This is a genomic window from Bradyrhizobium sp. (genome assembly GCF_035935975.1).
Taxonomy (GTDB): Bacteria; Pseudomonadota; Alphaproteobacteria; order Rhizobiales; family Xanthobacteraceae; genus Bradyrhizobium.
Genome location: NZ_DASYWN010000004.1, coordinates 22375 through 38941 on the forward strand (window position 1 = coordinate 22375; position 16567 = coordinate 38941).

Genomic DNA, 16567 nt, shown 5'->3' on the forward strand with positions numbered 1-16567 from the left:
TAGGGAATTGAGCGCGGTAGCAATTCGGGCTTGATGGTCGCCACGAAGCTGGTGCGCTCCCTCTCCCGCTTGCGGGAGAGGGTGGGGAGAGGGGTGTCTCCGCAACGGGACAATCCCCCAGAGGCGAAAGCCCCCACCCGGCGCTGTGCCATAGCCGAGGCTTTGCCTCGGCGTCGCTTGAGAACGGCCGCCGAAGGCGGCCTATGCCTCCCCCGCAAGCGGGAGAGGTTGCAGCGAGTGCGCGGCTAGAGTGCGTCCAGAACCAGCAGGCCTCAGATATCGATCGTCGCGCTGAGCGAGTGTTCCTGGATGAAGTCGCGGCGCGGCTCGACGACGTCGCCCATCAGCTTGGTGAAGATGTCGTCGGCCTCGTCGACCTCCTTGACCTTCACCTGCAGCAGCGAGCGCACGTCGGTGTCGAGGGTGGTTTCCCAGAGCTGCTCCGGGTTCATTTCGCCGAGACCTTTGTAGCGCTGCAGCGTGATGCCCTTGCGACCGGCTTCGGTCACGGCCTCAAACAGGTCGGACGGACCGTGGACCACATGCTCGCTGTCCTTGCGGCGCAGCTTGCCGGAGCGCGCGTAGACGTCCTGGAGCTTGGGTGCATACTCGTCGAGCTTGCGGGCTTCGGCCGAGCCGAGCAGCGCATCGTCGATGATAGCGGCTTCCTTGACGCCGCGCACCGTGCGCTCGAACAGGAAGCCCTGGCCCTCGACGAATTGGCCGACCCAGCCGCGCTCGACCTCCTCGGCCTGGCTGTCCAGCCGGGTCGCGATGTACTGCGCGGCGGCCGCGGCGTTCTCGGGGTTGCCGTAGACCGACTTGTTCAGCACGCCGGTGATGGCGGCCTGCTCGACCACCTTGCGGTTATAGCGGCTGTGCAGGTTGCGAAGGATGCTGCGGACCACGCGGGCATCGTCGACCAGCGCGCGCAGATCGCGGCCGGTGCGGTCACCGCCGTTGCCGGGAATGTAGACGCAATCGTCGAGGCCGGCGTCGATCAGATAATCTTCCAGCGCCCGCTCGTCCTTCAGATACTGCTCGGACTTGCCGCGGCTGACCTTATAGAGCGGCGGCTGGGCAATGTAGAGATAGCCACCGTCGATGATGTCGCGCATCTGCCGGTAGAAGAAGGTGAGCAGCAGCGTGCGGATGTGAGCGCCGTCGACGTCGGCGTCCGTCATCACGATGATCTTGTGATAGCGCAGCTTCTCGACCGAGAACTCGTCGCCGATGCTCGTTCCGAGCGCGGTGATCAGCGTGCCGATCTGCTCGCTGCCCAGCATCTTGTCGGGACGAACGCGCTCGACGTTCAAGATCTTGCCGCGCAGCGGCAAGACGGCCTGGAATTCGCGGTTGCGGCCCTGCTTGGCGCTGCCGCCTGCCGAGTCACCCTCGACGATGAAGAGTTCGGACTTGGCCGGATCCTTTTCCTGGCAGTCGGCGAGCTTGCCGGGCAGCGAGGAGACCGAGAGCGGGCTCTTGCGCGTCAGCTCGCGCGCCTTCCGCGCAGCTTCGCGGGCGGCGGCGGCCTGGATCACCTTGCCGACGATCATCTTGGCCTCGGACGGGTGCTCCTCGAACCAGGCCTGGAGCGCCTCGTTGAGGACGTTCTCGACCACGGGCCGCACTTCCGAGGACACCAGCTTGTCCTTGGTCTGCGACGAGAATTTCGGATCGGGCACCTTCACCGACAGCACGGCCGTCAAGCCTTCGCGGCAATCGTCGCCGGTCAGCGCGATCTTTTCCTTCTTCGCATTGGCCTCGGCATAGCCGTTGACCTGGCGCGTCAGCGCGCCGCGGAAGCCGGCGAGATGCGTGCCGCCGTCGCGCTGCGGGATGTTGTTGGTGAAGCACAGTACGTTCTCGTGGTAGCTGTCGTTCCACCACAACGCGGCCTCGACGCCGATGCCGTTGGCTTCCGAGCGCACCATGATCGGTGCCGGCACGATCGCCTTCTTGTTGCGGTCGAGATATTTGACGAATTCCTCGACGCCGCCGGAATAGTGCATCTCCTCGCGCTTCTCGACCGCGTGACGCATGTCGGAGAGGATGATGTTGACGCCGGAATTGAGGAAGGCGAGCTCGCGCAGGCGATGCTCGAGGGTGGCGAAATCATATTCGACGTTCTTGAAGGTCTCGGTCGAGGCGAGGAACGTCACCTCGGTGCCGCGCCGGCCCGGCGCATCGCCGACCACTTTCAGCGGTGCGACGGCATCGCCATGGGCGAACTCGATGTAGTGTTCCTTGTCGTCGCGCCAGATGCGCAGGCCGAGCTTGCTCGACAGCGCGTTGACGACGGAGACGCCGACGCCGTGCAGACCGCCGGAAACCTTGTAGGAGTTCTGGTCGAATTTTCCGCCGGCGTGCAGCTGGGTCATGATGACCTCGGCCGCCGAGATGCCTTCGCCCTTGTGGATGTCGACGGGAATGCCGCGGCCGTCGTCGCGCACGGTGACGGAATTGTCGGCATTGAGCACGACATCGACGCGCGTGGCGTGGCCTGCCAGCGCTTCGTCGATCGCGTTGTCGACGACCTCGTACACCATGTGGTGCAGGCCCGAGCCGTCATCGGTGTCGCCGATATACATGCCCGGGCGCTTGCGGACGGCATCGAGCCCCTTGAGCACGCGGATCGATTCCGCGCCGTATTCGCTCGCGGTGGAGGGCTCGTTTTCGGCAGGTGTCTGCCGAGCAGGTTCTGTCATGAGAGGCCTTCGAGATGTCGCCCGAATCAGCCGCGCAAAAGGCGCTGATTGGAAGCTATTTGTGCCACGAAAGAGGGCCTGCGCCTAGCGCAAAGTATCCTCCGGCAACCCTTTGAGCAGATAGGGTTTTTCAACCAGTTTTCAAGGCTTTTGAAGGCCGATTCGGAGGCCCGAAAAAAGCGCGATTCGAGAGGCTGTTTTGGGGCTCCGAAAGGCGTGGTTTTTGCGGGTTTGGGAGGCGTGCTCCGAGCCTTGATCCTCACTCACAGGTCGTCGTCATGCCCGGGCTTGTCCCGGGCATCCACGTTCTTCGTGCCGCAGGAAAGACGTTGATTGCCGGGACAAGCCCGGCCATGACGATGCAGAAAGACTGGAAGCGCTCAGCTCAATACATCTGCAGCGGCAGCACGTCGCCGCTCGGGCCTACCAGCAGGCCCCAGGCATCGCCGGCGGCAACAATGAGGGTGTCGGTGCGGGCGGGCTGGCCGGGCATGCGCAGCGCGTATTGGTATTTGCCCGGCGGCAGGTCGAGCATCGGGCCTTTCGGCGATTGCGGTCCGCCGGCGCCGGCCGCGATCTTCACGGTCTGATTGTTGATCGTCAGCGAGGCCTCCTTCGGCCCGATATTGCCGAGCATGACCCTTGCCTGGCCCGCCTTGGGCATGATGTCGGCCTTGATCGCGGCCTGCGGATTCCGCTGCACGAGGCTGATCGTGGTCTCGTCCTTGGCACGGGCGAGCTTGAGCGTGGCGGGCCCGTCCGGTGAGGTGAACGCCAGCTCCGCCCGTTCGGCCGTCACAACCGCGCCATCGGTCTTCTCCTGCCAGCCGCGCTTGGTGAGCTCGTTGCGATAGAAAGCGAGCACGTCCGACAGCGCGGCGGGGATGCGGGCTTCGAGCTCCTTGCGGAACGACTGGTCGCTGCCGGGGAATTTGGTGGAGCTGACGCCGCTCGAACTCCGCTGCGCCGGCACGGGTAGGGCGGAATCGGGATCGGGCGTGAGCGGCTCGGCCGCTTTGGCCTGCACCGGCTTGGCGTCTGCCGATTTGGTCTCGGCCGGCTTCGCCGCGGCCACGACCAGACCGGAGCCGGTGGCGCGGACATTCACCTTCGGACCCATCTGCATCACGGTCATCGAGATCGACTTGCCGCTCCTGGAGAATTCCATCACCGCCATGCTGGGCTGGTTGATGACGGAAGGCTGTTCTTTCCAGCCCGAATTCTTCAGGGCCGCGCGATAGAAGGTGCCGAGCGCCTTCACGCTCGAATTGGAGGAGAATTCGAGCCGGCCGTCGGCGCCTTCGAACTTCACGCCTTCGGCGTTGTCGGGCAGCGGCACCGGCGTCTTGCTGTCGGCGAGTGCATTCAGCGGGGCGTCGGACAGCGCGCTCGTCTGCACCTTGCGCCGCGCTTCGTCGGCGGCGATGACCTGCCTGGCCGCGGCTTCGGCGTCCTTGAAGAAGTTTTCGTCGGCTTCCTTCTTCGCCTTGGCGCGGGCCGCAAGCGCGGCCTCCTTCACCTGCACGTTCATGTTGACCATGGTGAAATCGTATTTGCGGCCGATCCGCAGCACGCCGGCTTCCTCGTTCGTGGAAACCTTGATCGCCACCTCGTCGCCGGGCGCGAGCGGCGCGTTGCCATCTTCCTGCCAGCCGCGCGCGGCGAGCTCGCGATGATAGAAGGCGAGGACGGCGGGCAGCTCGGCCATCACGGCGGCCGACATTTCGCGCTTGTTGGAGCTCGCGCTGCCGAGGCCCCCGGCCGATTTGGTCGGATTCGGCCGCGGCAGGCCGGCGAGATCGCTGTCTGCCTTGAGCTCGCCGGGCAGGGCGAAGGGCGCGACGCGGATGTCCACATTGGTGCGGCCGTCGTCGCGGCGCGTCAGCGTCAGCATCACCGGCTTCTGCTGGTAGAAGCCGGTCTCCCTGCTGTCGGCGTGCGCGTAATACGCACGAAAACCGTTGGGAACAGTCTCATCCAGGCTGGTGGTCCACCGTGCGGCGGTTTCCGGCGTGAGCTTCTGCCAGCCGATCGCCGCCATCTCGCGGGCATAGAAATCCGACGTCGCATCGAGCGTGCCCGCCGCAATGCAGCCGAGATAGGGCCGCGTGCCATCGAACATGATGTCGCTCGCGCCGTCGGGGAACGGCACGTTCCCGTAGATCCGGTCGTGCGAATAGTGGACCACGGACTGGTCGGGCCGGCCGAGGGCTTGCGTGAGAAAGACCGAAAGGCCCTGCCGTCCCTTCTTGAAATTCAGTGTGTTGCTCTTCTCCTCCAGCGGCCGCACATAGGGCACCCAGCCGTTGGCGCCCAGGAGCTTCTTCACCGCCGGCGCTGTCACGGCCCCCGGCGTCGGCATGCGATATTCGACGCGGTCGCTCTTTCCGAGCGAGGTATCCTCCACCGCGCCTTCGAGCTGCGGCAGGCCGTGGACATCGACGATGCCATCGTCGGCGCGCGCGGGCAGCGAAGCGCTCGCGATCAGCAGAAGGCCGCAGGCAAGCAGCCGCCGGCGTGCCGGGACTTGCGTCCCGCGCGGGATCATCGGCATCGTCAAAACTCCTGGATGTCGCGCGGGTCTTGATGCCTCGCGCAATTGCAGGCTGCGACACCGTCGGCGCGGCCTCAGACCAGAAGTCGCGGCAGCAACCCGTGAGGTTCAAATAGGCTCAATAGAGCAGGAGCGGCGACCATGCATCGCCGTCGCGCCCGACCGTGACCTCCCAGGTATCGCCGGCGGCGAAGTCGATGGTCTGCGTGGTGGCTGGATGGCCCGGCACGCTGACCTCGTAGGAATATTTGCCCGGCTTCAGATCCAGCGACACCGCGCGGGTGCCGGCGGCGCGCTTGAGGGTCCGGTCGTTGATCACGAGCGTGGCTTCGGTCTCGCTGATATTGGAGAACACCAGCATCGCCTGGCCGGGCTCGGGCATGACGTTCGCGTTGATCGCGACGGATGCGTTCTTCTGCACGAGATGGACCGAGGTGCTGCTGTCCTTGCGGTCGAGCGACAGCAGGCCGGGTCCGATCGGGGAGACGAAGGCGAGCTGAACGCGATCGGCGGAGACCATTGCGCCATCGTGCTGCTCCTTCCAGCCGAGCTTGCCGAGCTGGGTGCGGTAGAAGGCGAGCACGTTGCCGACCTCGGCGGGCACCGTGGCCTCCAGGCTGGTGCGGAGCGGCGTTTCAACGCCCTGCACGACAGTGGTGTGGATTCCGCGATAGGTGAAGCGGGTCGGCGCGGGCAGCTTGGAATCCGGATCCGGCATCAGCTCGGACGAAAACAGCGTCGACAGATGCGGCGCCCAGGCGCTGGCGCTTGCCGCGAGCATGCAGCTCGCGAGGAAGACGAGGCCGCACGCAAACGCCCGCCATCGTGCCGAGGCTTGCGCCCCGGGCCTTACCGTCCGCATCTCACTCTCCAGGAATGTCGCGCACGTGTCATCGCGCGATCGGTGACGGCTGCGACACCGTCGGCGCGGCCTCTGGCAACTAGTCGCGGCGGGAAAGGGGCCGGTTCAAGGCTGCGCTTACCGGCGGGCCGAAACCCGTCCGCTCTCGACGTCAAACACCTCGCCGCCTGCGCCAATGTCGGCGAACGCGGCCGGGTCCGCGCCGGTCAGCCACACCTGCGCGCCGAGCTTGCGCAGCTCGTCGAACAGCGCCGCGCGGCGGTTCGGGTCGAGATGGGCGACGACCTCGTCGAGCAGCAGCAGCGGCACGATGCCGGTCATCTCGGCGACCAGCGTCGCATGCGCCAGCACGAGACCGATCAGCAGCGCCTTCTGCTCGCCGGTGGACGCATCGCGCGCGGGCATGCTTTTCGGCGCGTAGATCACCTGGAGATCGGTGAGATGCGGGCCGTCGGTGGTGCGGCCGGCGATGGCATCGCGCGGGCGGTTGTCGCGCAGGATCTGGCGGTAGCGGTCCTCGACCGATGTCGCGGTCTCCGTCAGCAGCGCGTTCTCCATCCAGCCGTCGAGCGCGATCTGCGCGGACGGAAATGCGGAAGCCTGTGCGCGTGCGTTCAGCATGCCGGTCAGGCGCGCCGCGGTCTGGCCACGCGTTGCGGCGACCGCGACCGCGAGCTCGGCGGTCTCGCGCTCGATCGCGTCACACCAATGGTCGTCGTAATTGCGCGTCTCGAGCAGGCGGTTGCGCGAACGCAGCGAACGCTCCAGTGCGTTGATGCGGCTGGAATGCTCGTTGTCGATCGCGAGCACCAGGCGGTCGAAGAAGCGCCGCCGTTCCGAGCCAGCGCCCATGAACAGCCCGTCCATCGCCGGCGTCAGCCACACCATGCGGATATGGTCGCCGAAGGCCGTGGCCGAACCCACCGGTTCGCGGTCGATGCGGCAGCGCCGGCTCACCGCGGCGTCGGCGCGCGGCGGCTCGATGCCGGTGCCGAGCGTCGCAAGCCCCAGCGCGCCCTCGACCTGCGCCGACACCGCCCAGGAGCCGTCGCCCTGGTTGTCGGCGACGTCCTCCAGCGTGGCGCGCCGGAGGCCGCGGCCCGGCGACAGGAACGAGATCGCCTCGATGCAATTGGTCTTGCCCGCCCCGTTCGGCCCGACCAGTGCCACCATGTCAGCCGCCGTCTCGAGCCCCGCCGCCCGATAATTCCGAAAATGCGTCAGCGTCAGGCGATGAATGCGGGAGGGGGTCATGTGATCCGTTTTCCGTCATGCCCGGCCTTGTGCCGGGCATCCACGTTCTTGGCTCCGAAGACGTAGATGGCCGGGACATGCCCGGCCATGACGAATGTAGTGATAGGTATGGACGCCGGTAAGTCTCACACCCGCATCGGCATCAGCACGTAGAGCGCGCTCTTGTCGTCGCGGTCCTGGACCAGGGTGGGCGAGCCGGGGTCGGCGAGGCGCAGCGTTGCGACGTCGCCTTCGATCTGGGCGGCGATGTCGAGCAAATAGCGGGAGTTGAAGCCGATATCGAGGGCGTCGGAGGCGTATTCGACCTCGAGCTCTTCGGTCGCGCTGCCGGAATCCGGGTTGGTCACCGACAGCACCAGCTTGCCCGCCGACAGCGACAGTTTGACTGCGCGGCCGCGCTCGCTGGAGATGGTCGAAACGCGGTCGACCGCGTTCTCGAAATCCTTCTTGTCGACGATGAGCTCCTTGTCGTTCCCTTGCGGGATGACGCGGCCGTAGTCGGGGAAGGTGCCGTCGATCAGCTTCGAGGTCAGCACGACATTGCCGATCGTGAAGCGGATCTTGGCCTGCGACAGCTCGATCGTCATCTCGGCTTCGGTGTCCTCGATCAGGCGCTGCACCTCGCCGACCGTCTTGCGCGGCACGATGACGCCGGGCATGCCCTCGGCGCCCTTGGGCTGGACCAGGTCAAGCTGGGCGAGGCGATGGCCGTCGGTGGCGACGCCGCGCAGCGTTGCGGCCTTGGCGGAGCCTGCGGCATGCAGATAGATGCCGTTGAGGTAATAGCGCGTCTCCTCGGTGGAGATCGCGAACTGGGTGCGGTCGATCAGCCGCTTGACGTCCTTGGCGGCGAGCGAGAACGAGTGCGACATGTCGCCGGCGGCGAGATCCGGGAAGTCATTCTCCGGCAGGGTCTGCAGCGTGAAGCGCGAGCGGCCGGCGCGGATCGCCAGCACGGCGCGGTCGCCGTCGGCTTCCAGCACGATCTGCGAGCCATCAGGCAGCTTGCGCACGATGTCATAGAACATGTGGGCCGGCACGGTGGTGGATCCCGCGGTGGCGGTTTCCGCCGGCAGTGTCTCGGTCACCTCGAGGTCGAGGTCGGTCGCCTTCAGCGAGAGTTTGGTGTTCTCGGCCCGGACCAGCACGTTGCCGAGGATCGGAATCGTGTTGCGGCGCTCGACCACGCGGTGGACATGGCCCAGTGATTTCAGGAGTTGCGCGCGTTCGACCGTAACCTTCATTGCACTACCCGCCCGATCCCCAAGAAAACTCAGTTGGAAAAGCCGGGCAGCCGAACAGCGCCGCGGCACGTATGACCCGACAGGCCGGATCATCCAGCCGATATGACCAAAGCCGTCAGGGTCGCGCAAGGTGGCGCGGAAAGCCATCCGTTTCAAGGGATTGCGGGGTGGTTCCCCACGATTTACAGGCAAAAACGAGCGCCGCCGCCGGCGCAGGCGGAGGTCACAGCCCAGCCAAACGAAAGCCGCCGCCCAGGCCTGGCCGGGGCGGCGGGAGAATGGCAGGAGGCCTAGGCGTTTATTCCTGAAGCTGGCGCTTCAGCGATTCCACTTCCTCCGACAGCGCATTGTCCTTGGAGACCAGCGCCTCGATCTTGCGCACGGCGTGCAGCACCGTGGTGTGGTCGCGCCCGCCGAAGCGGCGGCCGATCTCGGGCAGCGAGCGCAGGGTCAGCGTCTTGGCGAGATACATCGCCACCTGGCGCGGACGGACCACGTTGGCGGTCCTGCGCGAGGACAAGAGGTCGGAGCGGCTGACATTATACTGCCGCGCCACCACGCGCTGGATGTCCTCGATCTTGATCCGCTTCGGCTCCTGCGGCCGGACCAGGTCGCGCACCTCGCGCTCGGCCATCTCCAGCGTCACCGGCTGGTTGTTCAGCTTGGAGTGCGCCAGCAGCCGGTTGATCGCGCCTTCGAGGTCGCGGCCGTTATGGGTGATGGTGCGCGACAGATAGTTCAGCACCTCCTCCGGCACGTCGAAGGTGGCATGATGGGTGCGGGCCGCGGCGACGCGCGACTTGAGAATGCCGAGCCGCAGCTCTTCGCCGAGCGAGCCCATCTCGACCACGAGGCCGCCGGCGAGCCGCGACCGCACGCGGTCGTCGAGGCTTTCCAGATCGGCCGGCGGACGATCGGCCGCGATCACGACCTGGCGGCCGGCGTCGATCAGCGCGTTCAGCGTGTGACAGAACTCGGCCTGCGTCGACTTGCCCTGCAGGAATTGCAGATCGTCGATGACGAGCACGTCGATGCCGCGCAGCGCCTCCTTGAAGGCCAGCGCCGTCTGCGTCTTCAGCGCGGCGACGAAGCCGTACATGAACTTCTCGGCGGTGAGATACAGCACCTTGCGCTCGTTGCCGGAATTGCCGGCCCAGGTCACGGCCTGCAGCAGATGCGTCTTGCCGAGGCCGACGCCGGCATGGATGTAGAGCGGGTTGAACATCACGGGGTCGCCGCGGCGTCCTTCGGCAACCTGGCGCGCGGCGGCATGGGCCAGCGTGTTGGAGCGGCCGACGACGAAGCTTGCGAAGGTCAGGCGCGGATCGAGCGGCGAGCCGCCGAGCGCGTCATGGTTGGCCGAGACCGGCGCGGTCGCGGTCGAGCGCAATTCCGCCGCAGGCGCGCGGCGGGCTTCGACCGGGGCGGGTGCTTCCTTCGGCTGCACCACCGGGCGCACCGCGGAGCGGACGGTGAGATCGATGCGATGCACTTCGGGCATCTCGGCCTGCCAGCACGACAGCACGCGCTCGGCATAATGGGCCTGGATCCAGCTCTTCAGGAAGCGCGTGGGAACCGAGAGCCGCACGCTCTCATCCTGCACGCCTTCCAGATCCATGCGGGCAAACCAGCTCGTATAGACGTCTTCGCCAACGCTCGAGCGCAGCCGACCCTTCACGCGTGACCAGCGATCCTGTTCCGATGTGTTCATCGTCAAAAAACTTCTCTTGAGAGATTTAGTTGCGTGGTGAGCGCCATGCAGAGTTCCTGCCAGCAGGGGGTCTGGCATGGCGCGACCTCAAGCGATCTCATCTGCAGACATAGCCCGACCGTTCGGCGCGAACGCCGCGGGTCAGATCAGCGATGTCAGAGATGAGGGGGTCGCGAGGTCAGCGCGTACTCGGCGCTCCGTCACACGCGGGAGGCTGGAGGTCGGACTGAGCTAAACCGGCATCGTTGGAGTAAGAGACCTGTTTCAATACCGCGTTGAGTCCGTAAGCCATGGTACCTCCCCGTCCTGCCGTGATTGCTCACGGCAAGGTCCTGCGTGTTCCTAAGACAGCCGCGGCGAACTCGTGTCGCGAATGCCTGCCCGTATTCCAAGTCGTCCGCTCGGCTTCGCCTACATGCGCGTCGGGTAGCTTCACGACGTCTCTCGTTTGCGCTTGGCGCGAGCGGAATGGATGAGATCCCGCTTGGAGACATTCAGGCAAAGAACTACCGTTCCCATATTGCTATGGGTCTTGAATCGACTATCGCTTGTTGATGCGTCGCCAACGTGCACATCGCCGCCGATTTGCACGCTCGCCCCGTTTCCGATACCGCGCTGGTCTCAAGATCGTGGGCGCCGCTGACGTCTTAAGGAATACACTAAGCGGAAAGACTCGCAACGAAATTGATTCACACTCGAGGCATCTAAAAACTTGACCTCGGTTAACGCCGCGCGCGAGTTGTTCACAGGCTCCGAAGCAAGTTTATGGATTCGTGCACAGATTCGAAAACGCGACGCCTCATGTGACAATTCTCCGCCACCGCCAAAAAATTTTTACAAAATCGTCACGCGAGAGACGTGCGGGCGAATTTTCCAAATGGTTGTGGTCGCTATGTCGATAAGTGATTAGCGAGACATCGTTTTTTGAGTCTCGTTTCTGAGGGTAACTCCACCGCCGGTGAAACTACGGTGTGCAGAACTCGCGCCCGCACAAATTCAACTTGAGCCCGTGCCGCAGGGGTTTTTCGCAGCGCAGTGAAAGTTTCCGCTGTTGCAAAAACACGCGCAGTAAAATTACGGAACGCATCATAGTGCGGACGATGCAGATATTCCAATTGAAGAATGGACGTCGCGTGACTGCTTCCGTGAATATGACAGCCAACAAAAAAGCCCGGCGCGATGCCGGGCTGTTTGACGTGCTGATCTGATCAACCGATCAGATGACGTCGCGAGATTGTTTCGCGACCTTACTTTGCAAAGCTTACTTGGCGAGCTTGGCGATCTGCGCGGTGAGGCGCGAGACTTTGCGGCTGGCGTTGTTCTTGTGAATGATGTTGCGCTGGGCGGCGCGCATCAGCGCGGGCTCGGCATTCGCCAGCGCCTTGACGGCGGCGGTGCGGTCGCCGGTCGCGATGGCTTCCTCGACGGTGCGTACGGCGCCACGCATCTGGGTGCGGCGCGACTTGTTGACGGCAGTGCGGCGGGCGATCTTGCGCGTCGCTTTCTTGGCGGAAGTGGTATTGGCCATGGTCTCAATATCCTTTGCGGGTACCGGTCGCGTCTTGGTCGGGTAGCGCCGGCTTGCTTGACCGCGGAATCGACGCTCGGATTTAGGGTGTTCGGTTGCTAGGCTGTCCCCGGAACATGAGGCCTGAAACGGCCTGCAACTGCTCAAAGAACAGCGGCGGCAGGATTGCGCCCGCCGCCAGTTGGCGCCCTTATAGAGAGGGTCTGCGGCACCGTCAACGCTTTCCGGGCTGGAAAACCGGCCTTTGGCGGGCTGGACGGGTGCCGTAACGCCCTGAAGAGGTTGAATTTCTGTCGCCTTGCGGCTATTGGCTGGCGGCGTTTTCTGACGTCGTCCGATCGGACGACCCGAGTAGGTGGGGCATGATCCGCGGCTTTTTCCGATTGATTGGGCTGTTGCTGCTGGCCGGCGGGTTCATCTTCATGGTCTATGACGGCGCCCGCTGGGTCGCCGACCAGACCCTCAAATTCACCCGGTTTGGCCAGTTCTGGAACGATATCAACCAGGCCAGCCAGACCGCGTTCCGGACCTGGGTCGAGGCCAAGGCGCCCTGGCTCTGGACCTCGGTGATCCGCCTCGTGCTGGACCAGCCGGTGTTCGCCGTCCTCGGCATTTTGGGCATCCTGCTGATGATCCTGTTCCGGCCGCGGAAACCCCTGATCGGCTACTCGCGAGACTGAGCGCTGCGAGGCGTGCGGCGTAACAGTGCGGCGTAACAAGGCTGCCCTCGCTGACGTAGATCCCTATATTCCCACCTGATCGCGAGCACGCCGCCTGGGCATCTGGCCCAGGCGACGTCAGCGCGTTGCGGAGACACATCATGTTGTTCATGCGCAAGACCACCGCATTGCCGAGCGCAACTGAGGCGCTGCCCGGCCGTGCGCAAGCCATCCCGACCGCGACCATCCATTTCGTCAACGGCAGCAAGCTGCAGCCGCCTTATGCCGACGGCCTCGAGCAGGCGGTGTTCGGACTCGGCTGCTTCTGGGGCGCCGAACGCAAGTTCTGGGAACTCGGCGACGGCATCGTCACGACTGCCGTCGGCTATGCGGGCGGCCACACGCCGAACCCGACCTATGAAGAAGTCTGCTCGGGCCGCACCGCCCACACCGAAGTGGTGCTGGTCGTGTACGACCCGAAGAAGATCTCCTACGAGCGTCTGCTCAAGACGTTCTGGGAGAACCACAACCCGACGCAGGGCATGCGCCAGGGCAACGACGTCGGCACGCAGTACCGAAGCGCGATCTACACTTACTCGGATGCGCAGAAGAAAGCCGCCGACGAGTCCAGGGCGCTCTATCAGAAGGCGCTTGCCGCAAAGGGCCTCGGTGCCATCACCACCGAGATCGCACCCGCCGGCGCGTTCTATTTCGCCGAGGACTATCATCAGCAATATCTGGCAAAGAATCCCGCCGGCTATTGCGGCTTAGGGGGCACCGGCGTGTCCTGCCCGATCGGCGTCGGCGTGAGCGCGTAGTCGTATTGGGCCGTCATTCCGGGGCGCGCGTCAGCGCGAATCTCGCGCCACAACATCTGGATTCCGGGTTCGTCGCTATCGCGACGCCCCGGAATGACAGCGCCACATAGTCAGGGCTAAGTTACACTAAGTCCCACTCAACGCTTTATTAACCATAACCGGTGCATCACTGGAGCCATCTCGTTTCGAGGGACAGGTCCGGTGCCGGTTGCACGCGCGTTTCGATGGTCGATCTTGGCAGCATCATTGGCCGCGTCCGCCGCGCTGCCCCTTGGCGGCTGCATGCAGACCGCCGGCCCCGTCGCCTACGTGCAGCCGCGCCCCGATCTCGACGCCATGGCCTACGGCCAGCCCTACGCCGCGCCGCCGGTCGTCGTTGCCAACAACGGCGGCGGCGCCATCGCCGCGCTCAGCAATTCCTTTGCCGCATCGCCCGCGCCGATGCCGGTCGGTTACCCCGCGCCGATGGTCGCACCCGCGCGCTACGACGCCTCCTACCATCTCGACGCCGGCGACAAGCTGCGCGTCGTGGTCTACGGCCAGGAAGGTCTCACCAACAGCTACGCCATCGACGCCGGCGGCTCCATCACCATGCCGCTGATCGGCGCGGTGCCGGCACGCGGCCGCACCACCGCGGGCCTTGCCGGCGAAATCGCCGGGCGCCTGCGCAACGGCTACATCCGCGAGCCGTCGGTCGCCGTCGAGATCGACACCTATCGTCCGTTCTTCATTCTCGGCGAAGTCTCCGCGCCCGGCCAATATCCCTACGTGCCGAACATGACCGTCGAGAGCGCGGTCGCCATCGCCGGCGGCTTCTCGCCCCGCGCCAAGCGCGACGTCGTCACAGTCACGCACACCGAAGCCGGCGGCTCCATGCGCGCCGTCGTTCCGCTCGGCACGCCGCTTGCGCCCGGCGACACCGTGTTCGTCGGCGAGCGCTGGTTTTAAGACACTCTCTCCTCGTCATTCCGGGACGCGCGTAGCGCGGGCCCGGAATCCATCGTGCGTCAGTGACGGTGGAGATATGGATTCCGGGTTCGACGCTGACGCGTCGCCCCGGAATGACGGAGGAGAGAGTCGGGCCTTATCTCAAATGCTTCGCGAAGAACTCCAGGCTGCGCGGCCAGGCGATATCCGAGCTCGCCTTGTCGTAGCTCGGCCGCTCGTCGCAATGAAAGCCGTGCTGGGCGCCGGGATAGATGAAGACCTCGACATCAGGCCGCTTCGCCTTGACGGTCTCGACGTCGGTCAGGGGAATGCCCTGGTCCTTCTCGCCGAAGTGAAGCTGCGTCGGCACTTTCGGCTTCTCGTCGGCGAAGCGCACGACGGCGCCACCGTAATAGCCGACCGCAGCCTTCAGGCCGTTCAATCGCGTCGCCGCGACGAAGGCGATGCTGCCACCGAGGCAGAAGCCGATGATGCCGACCGGGCCGACGCTTTTCACCGCATCGATTGCGGCCTGGGTGTCGCGCAGCATCGCCTCCCAATCGGGACTGGCGACGAATTTGCGGGCTTCGGCGATCTCGTCGGGCGTGTAGCCCGACTGGAAGTTCGGCGTGGTGCGGTCGAAGATCGACGGCGCGATCGCGACATAGCCTTCCCTGGCGAGGCGGTCGCAGACCGAGCGGATGTGGTGATTGACCCCAAAGATCTCCTGGATGACCACCACCGCGCCCTTCGGGCTGCCCGCGGGATCAGCGCGATAGGCGCCGAGCTGGAAATTGTCGGAAGCCGTCAGTTTGATGTCTTGTCCCACGCGGGTTGTCCTTCTTGGTTGTCGTTCCGAAATTTCAGCTCTCTCCCCTCATCCTGAGGAGCGCGTCAGCGCGTCTCGAAGGATGAAGGCCGAGGAGCAGCAGCGGGGGCCTGCATGGTTCGAGACGCGGCTTCGCCGCTCCTCACCATGAGGAGAAGCACCTCACTCCCACATCCAGTTCTCGCCGTAGTCTTCCTTCCATCCCGCCAGCCGGCCGTGGCGGAATTGCAGGAACAGGCGGTGGCGGGAGGGGATCAGTCCGCTGCCGCCGAGGTTGCGAAGCGCGAGATAGATCTCGTTGCCGGGACGTCCCCGCACATATTGCAGCGGCTGCCCGAGGGCGCGCGCGGTCTGCCCGGCGTCCATGCCGAAAGCGAGCGGGGTGTTGTTCGACAAGGTCGTGACGAAAGGCTGGCGCGGCGGCATCCCGCTGAACGGCTCGGCTTGCGCAGAAACCGATAGCAACACCGCACCCGCAGCCAACATCGCCCGCTTCATGGCCTGTGTTCCTGTCCGATCCTATTATGCCGGCAAGTTCTTCAGGAAAGGCACCACCGCGTCAACAAAAGCCTTGGGCTGGTCGATGTTGACGGCGTGTCCGGCCGCGGGGATCACGACCTTTTGTGCGCCGGGGATCTTTGCCGCCATGTAGTCGGACGCGGCGAGGAACGGCGTGTCGTCGGCGCCGACCACGATCAGGCTGGGCACCTTGATGTCGGGCAATAGCTCGATCACGCGCGCATCGCGCTGGGTCAGCATGCCCCGCGCGGCCAGCGCCAGCCCCTTGGCGTTGCGATGGCTGGCGGTGGCGCGCTCGCGCGTTGCCGATTTCAGCATGGCGAGACCTTCGCGGTCGAGCTTGTCGGCGGTGCCGAGCGCACGCGCATTCCAGGCCTCGCGCGCGTCGTCCTTCTTGAAGCCCGGGCCGGTGTCGATGATCAGCAGCGCGCGGGCGCGTTCGGGATGCGCGCGATAGAAGGCGAGCGACATGTAGCCGCCGAGCGAGAGCCCGCCGATGACGGCGCGCCCAGCCCCGACCGCATCCAGGATCGCCGCGATGTCGCCGACGGTGAGTTCTTCGCTGTAGGCCTTGGGATCGTCAGGATAGTCAGACTGGCCGTGGCCGCGCATGTCCCACAGGATCAGCTTGTGGTCCCTGGAAAGCGCGTCGACCTGGCCATGCCACATCGCGGAGGTCGAGGAATAGCCGTGCGTGAGCAACAGCGGCGGACCGTCGCCGTGAACTTCGTAATAGATCCCGACGCCGTCCCTGTTGATCTTCGGCATGTCTCCCGCCCTTTCTTTTTCACCGCAACGACGGTGCCCCTCTCTCCTTGCGGGCTATCCGATTCACACATCGGTTTGGCCCATCTGCGACTGGCGCATCAACAGATTGGCGCCGCGCTTCATGGCTTGGAACTCGAGCCAGCCCTGAAGCATGACGATGGGGCCCGGCTTGCCGTAATAGCCCGT

General features: G+C 65.1%; 13 protein-coding genes. 3 read left to right on the plus strand and 10 right to left on the minus strand.

The features are described 5' to 3' along the window. Window positions 1-272 precede the first annotated feature (272 nt). From gyrB to rpsT, 7 genes are all read right to left on the minus strand, one after another. The gene (gene gyrB / locus VGR99_RS00600) at window positions 273-2708 is read right to left on the minus strand and encodes a DNA topoisomerase (ATP-hydrolyzing) subunit B (protein WP_326896355.1); all 2436 of its coding nucleotides are present in this window, start codon (window positions 2706-2708) and stop codon (window positions 273-275) included. Window positions 2709-3093: 385 nt separating this feature from the next. Beyond that, complete coding sequence (locus VGR99_RS00605) at window positions 3094-5262, minus strand: hypothetical protein (RefSeq protein WP_326896356.1); 2169 nt, start codon at window positions 5260-5262, stop codon at window positions 3094-3096. Between the two features lie 118 nt (window positions 5263-5380). Further along, window positions 5381-6124, minus strand: a complete 744-nt coding sequence (locus VGR99_RS00610) for a hypothetical protein (RefSeq protein ID WP_326896357.1) — start codon at window positions 6122-6124, stop codon at window positions 5381-5383. Window positions 6125-6241: 117 nt separating this feature from the next. Continuing rightward, window positions 6242-7378, minus strand: coding sequence for a DNA replication/repair protein RecF (gene recF / locus VGR99_RS00615; protein ID WP_326896358.1), 1137 nt, complete (start codon window positions 7376-7378; stop codon window positions 6242-6244). A 125-nt stretch (window positions 7379-7503) separates the two neighbouring features. Then, entirely contained in the window at window positions 7504-8622 is a 1119-nt protein-coding gene (gene dnaN / locus VGR99_RS00620; RefSeq protein ID WP_326896359.1) for a DNA polymerase III subunit beta, read from the minus strand. Window positions 8623-8920: 298 nt separating this feature from the next. Further along, window positions 8921-10333 (minus strand): chromosomal replication initiator protein DnaA, encoded by a 1413-nt coding sequence (gene dnaA / locus VGR99_RS00625; protein WP_326896360.1) that lies wholly within the window; start codon window positions 10331-10333, stop codon window positions 8921-8923. Window positions 10334-11594: 1261 nt separating this feature from the next. Then, the gene (rpsT, locus tag VGR99_RS00630; RefSeq protein ID WP_326896361.1) at window positions 11595-11861 is read right to left on the minus strand and encodes a 30S ribosomal protein S20; all 267 of its coding nucleotides are present in this window, start codon (window positions 11859-11861) and stop codon (window positions 11595-11597) included. Between the two features lie 362 nt (window positions 11862-12223). Between rpsT and VGR99_RS00635 the strand changes: the two genes are divergently transcribed. The 3 genes from VGR99_RS00635 to VGR99_RS00645 all read left to right on the plus strand — a co-directional run bounded on the left by VGR99_RS00635 (window position 12224) and on the right by VGR99_RS00645 (window position 14286). Continuing rightward, a complete protein-coding gene (locus tag VGR99_RS00635; RefSeq protein ID WP_091898220.1) occupies window positions 12224-12541 on the plus strand; it encodes a hypothetical protein in 318 nt (105 codons plus the stop codon). 140 nt (window positions 12542-12681) lie between these two features. Continuing rightward, entirely contained in the window at window positions 12682-13338 is a 657-nt protein-coding gene (msrA, locus tag VGR99_RS00640) for a peptide-methionine (S)-S-oxide reductase MsrA (protein WP_326896362.1), read from the plus strand. A gap of 201 nt (window positions 13339-13539) precedes the next feature. After that, window positions 13540-14286, plus strand: a complete 747-nt coding sequence (locus VGR99_RS00645) for a polysaccharide biosynthesis/export family protein (protein WP_326896363.1) — start codon at window positions 13540-13542, stop codon at window positions 14284-14286. 136 nt (window positions 14287-14422) lie between these two features. On the opposite strand, the gene VGR99_RS00650 is transcribed toward VGR99_RS00645, so the two are convergent. The 3 genes from VGR99_RS00650 to VGR99_RS00660 all read right to left on the minus strand — a co-directional run bounded on the left by VGR99_RS00650 (window position 14423) and on the right by VGR99_RS00660 (window position 16381). Next, window positions 14423-15094: a dienelactone hydrolase family protein gene (locus VGR99_RS00650; RefSeq protein ID WP_326896364.1), complete on the minus strand. Its 672-nt coding sequence runs from the start codon at window positions 15092-15094 to the stop codon at window positions 14423-14425. A gap of 162 nt (window positions 15095-15256) precedes the next feature. Continuing rightward, window positions 15257-15592 carry a hypothetical protein gene (locus tag VGR99_RS00655; RefSeq protein ID WP_326896365.1) on the minus strand — a complete coding sequence of 112 codons (336 nt, stop codon included), beginning with the start codon at window positions 15590-15592 and terminating at the stop codon, window positions 15257-15259. 24 nt (window positions 15593-15616) lie between these two features. Beyond that, the gene (locus tag VGR99_RS00660; RefSeq protein ID WP_326896366.1) at window positions 15617-16381 is read right to left on the minus strand and encodes an alpha/beta fold hydrolase; all 765 of its coding nucleotides are present in this window, start codon (window positions 16379-16381) and stop codon (window positions 15617-15619) included. Window positions 16382-16567 lie beyond the last annotated feature (186 nt).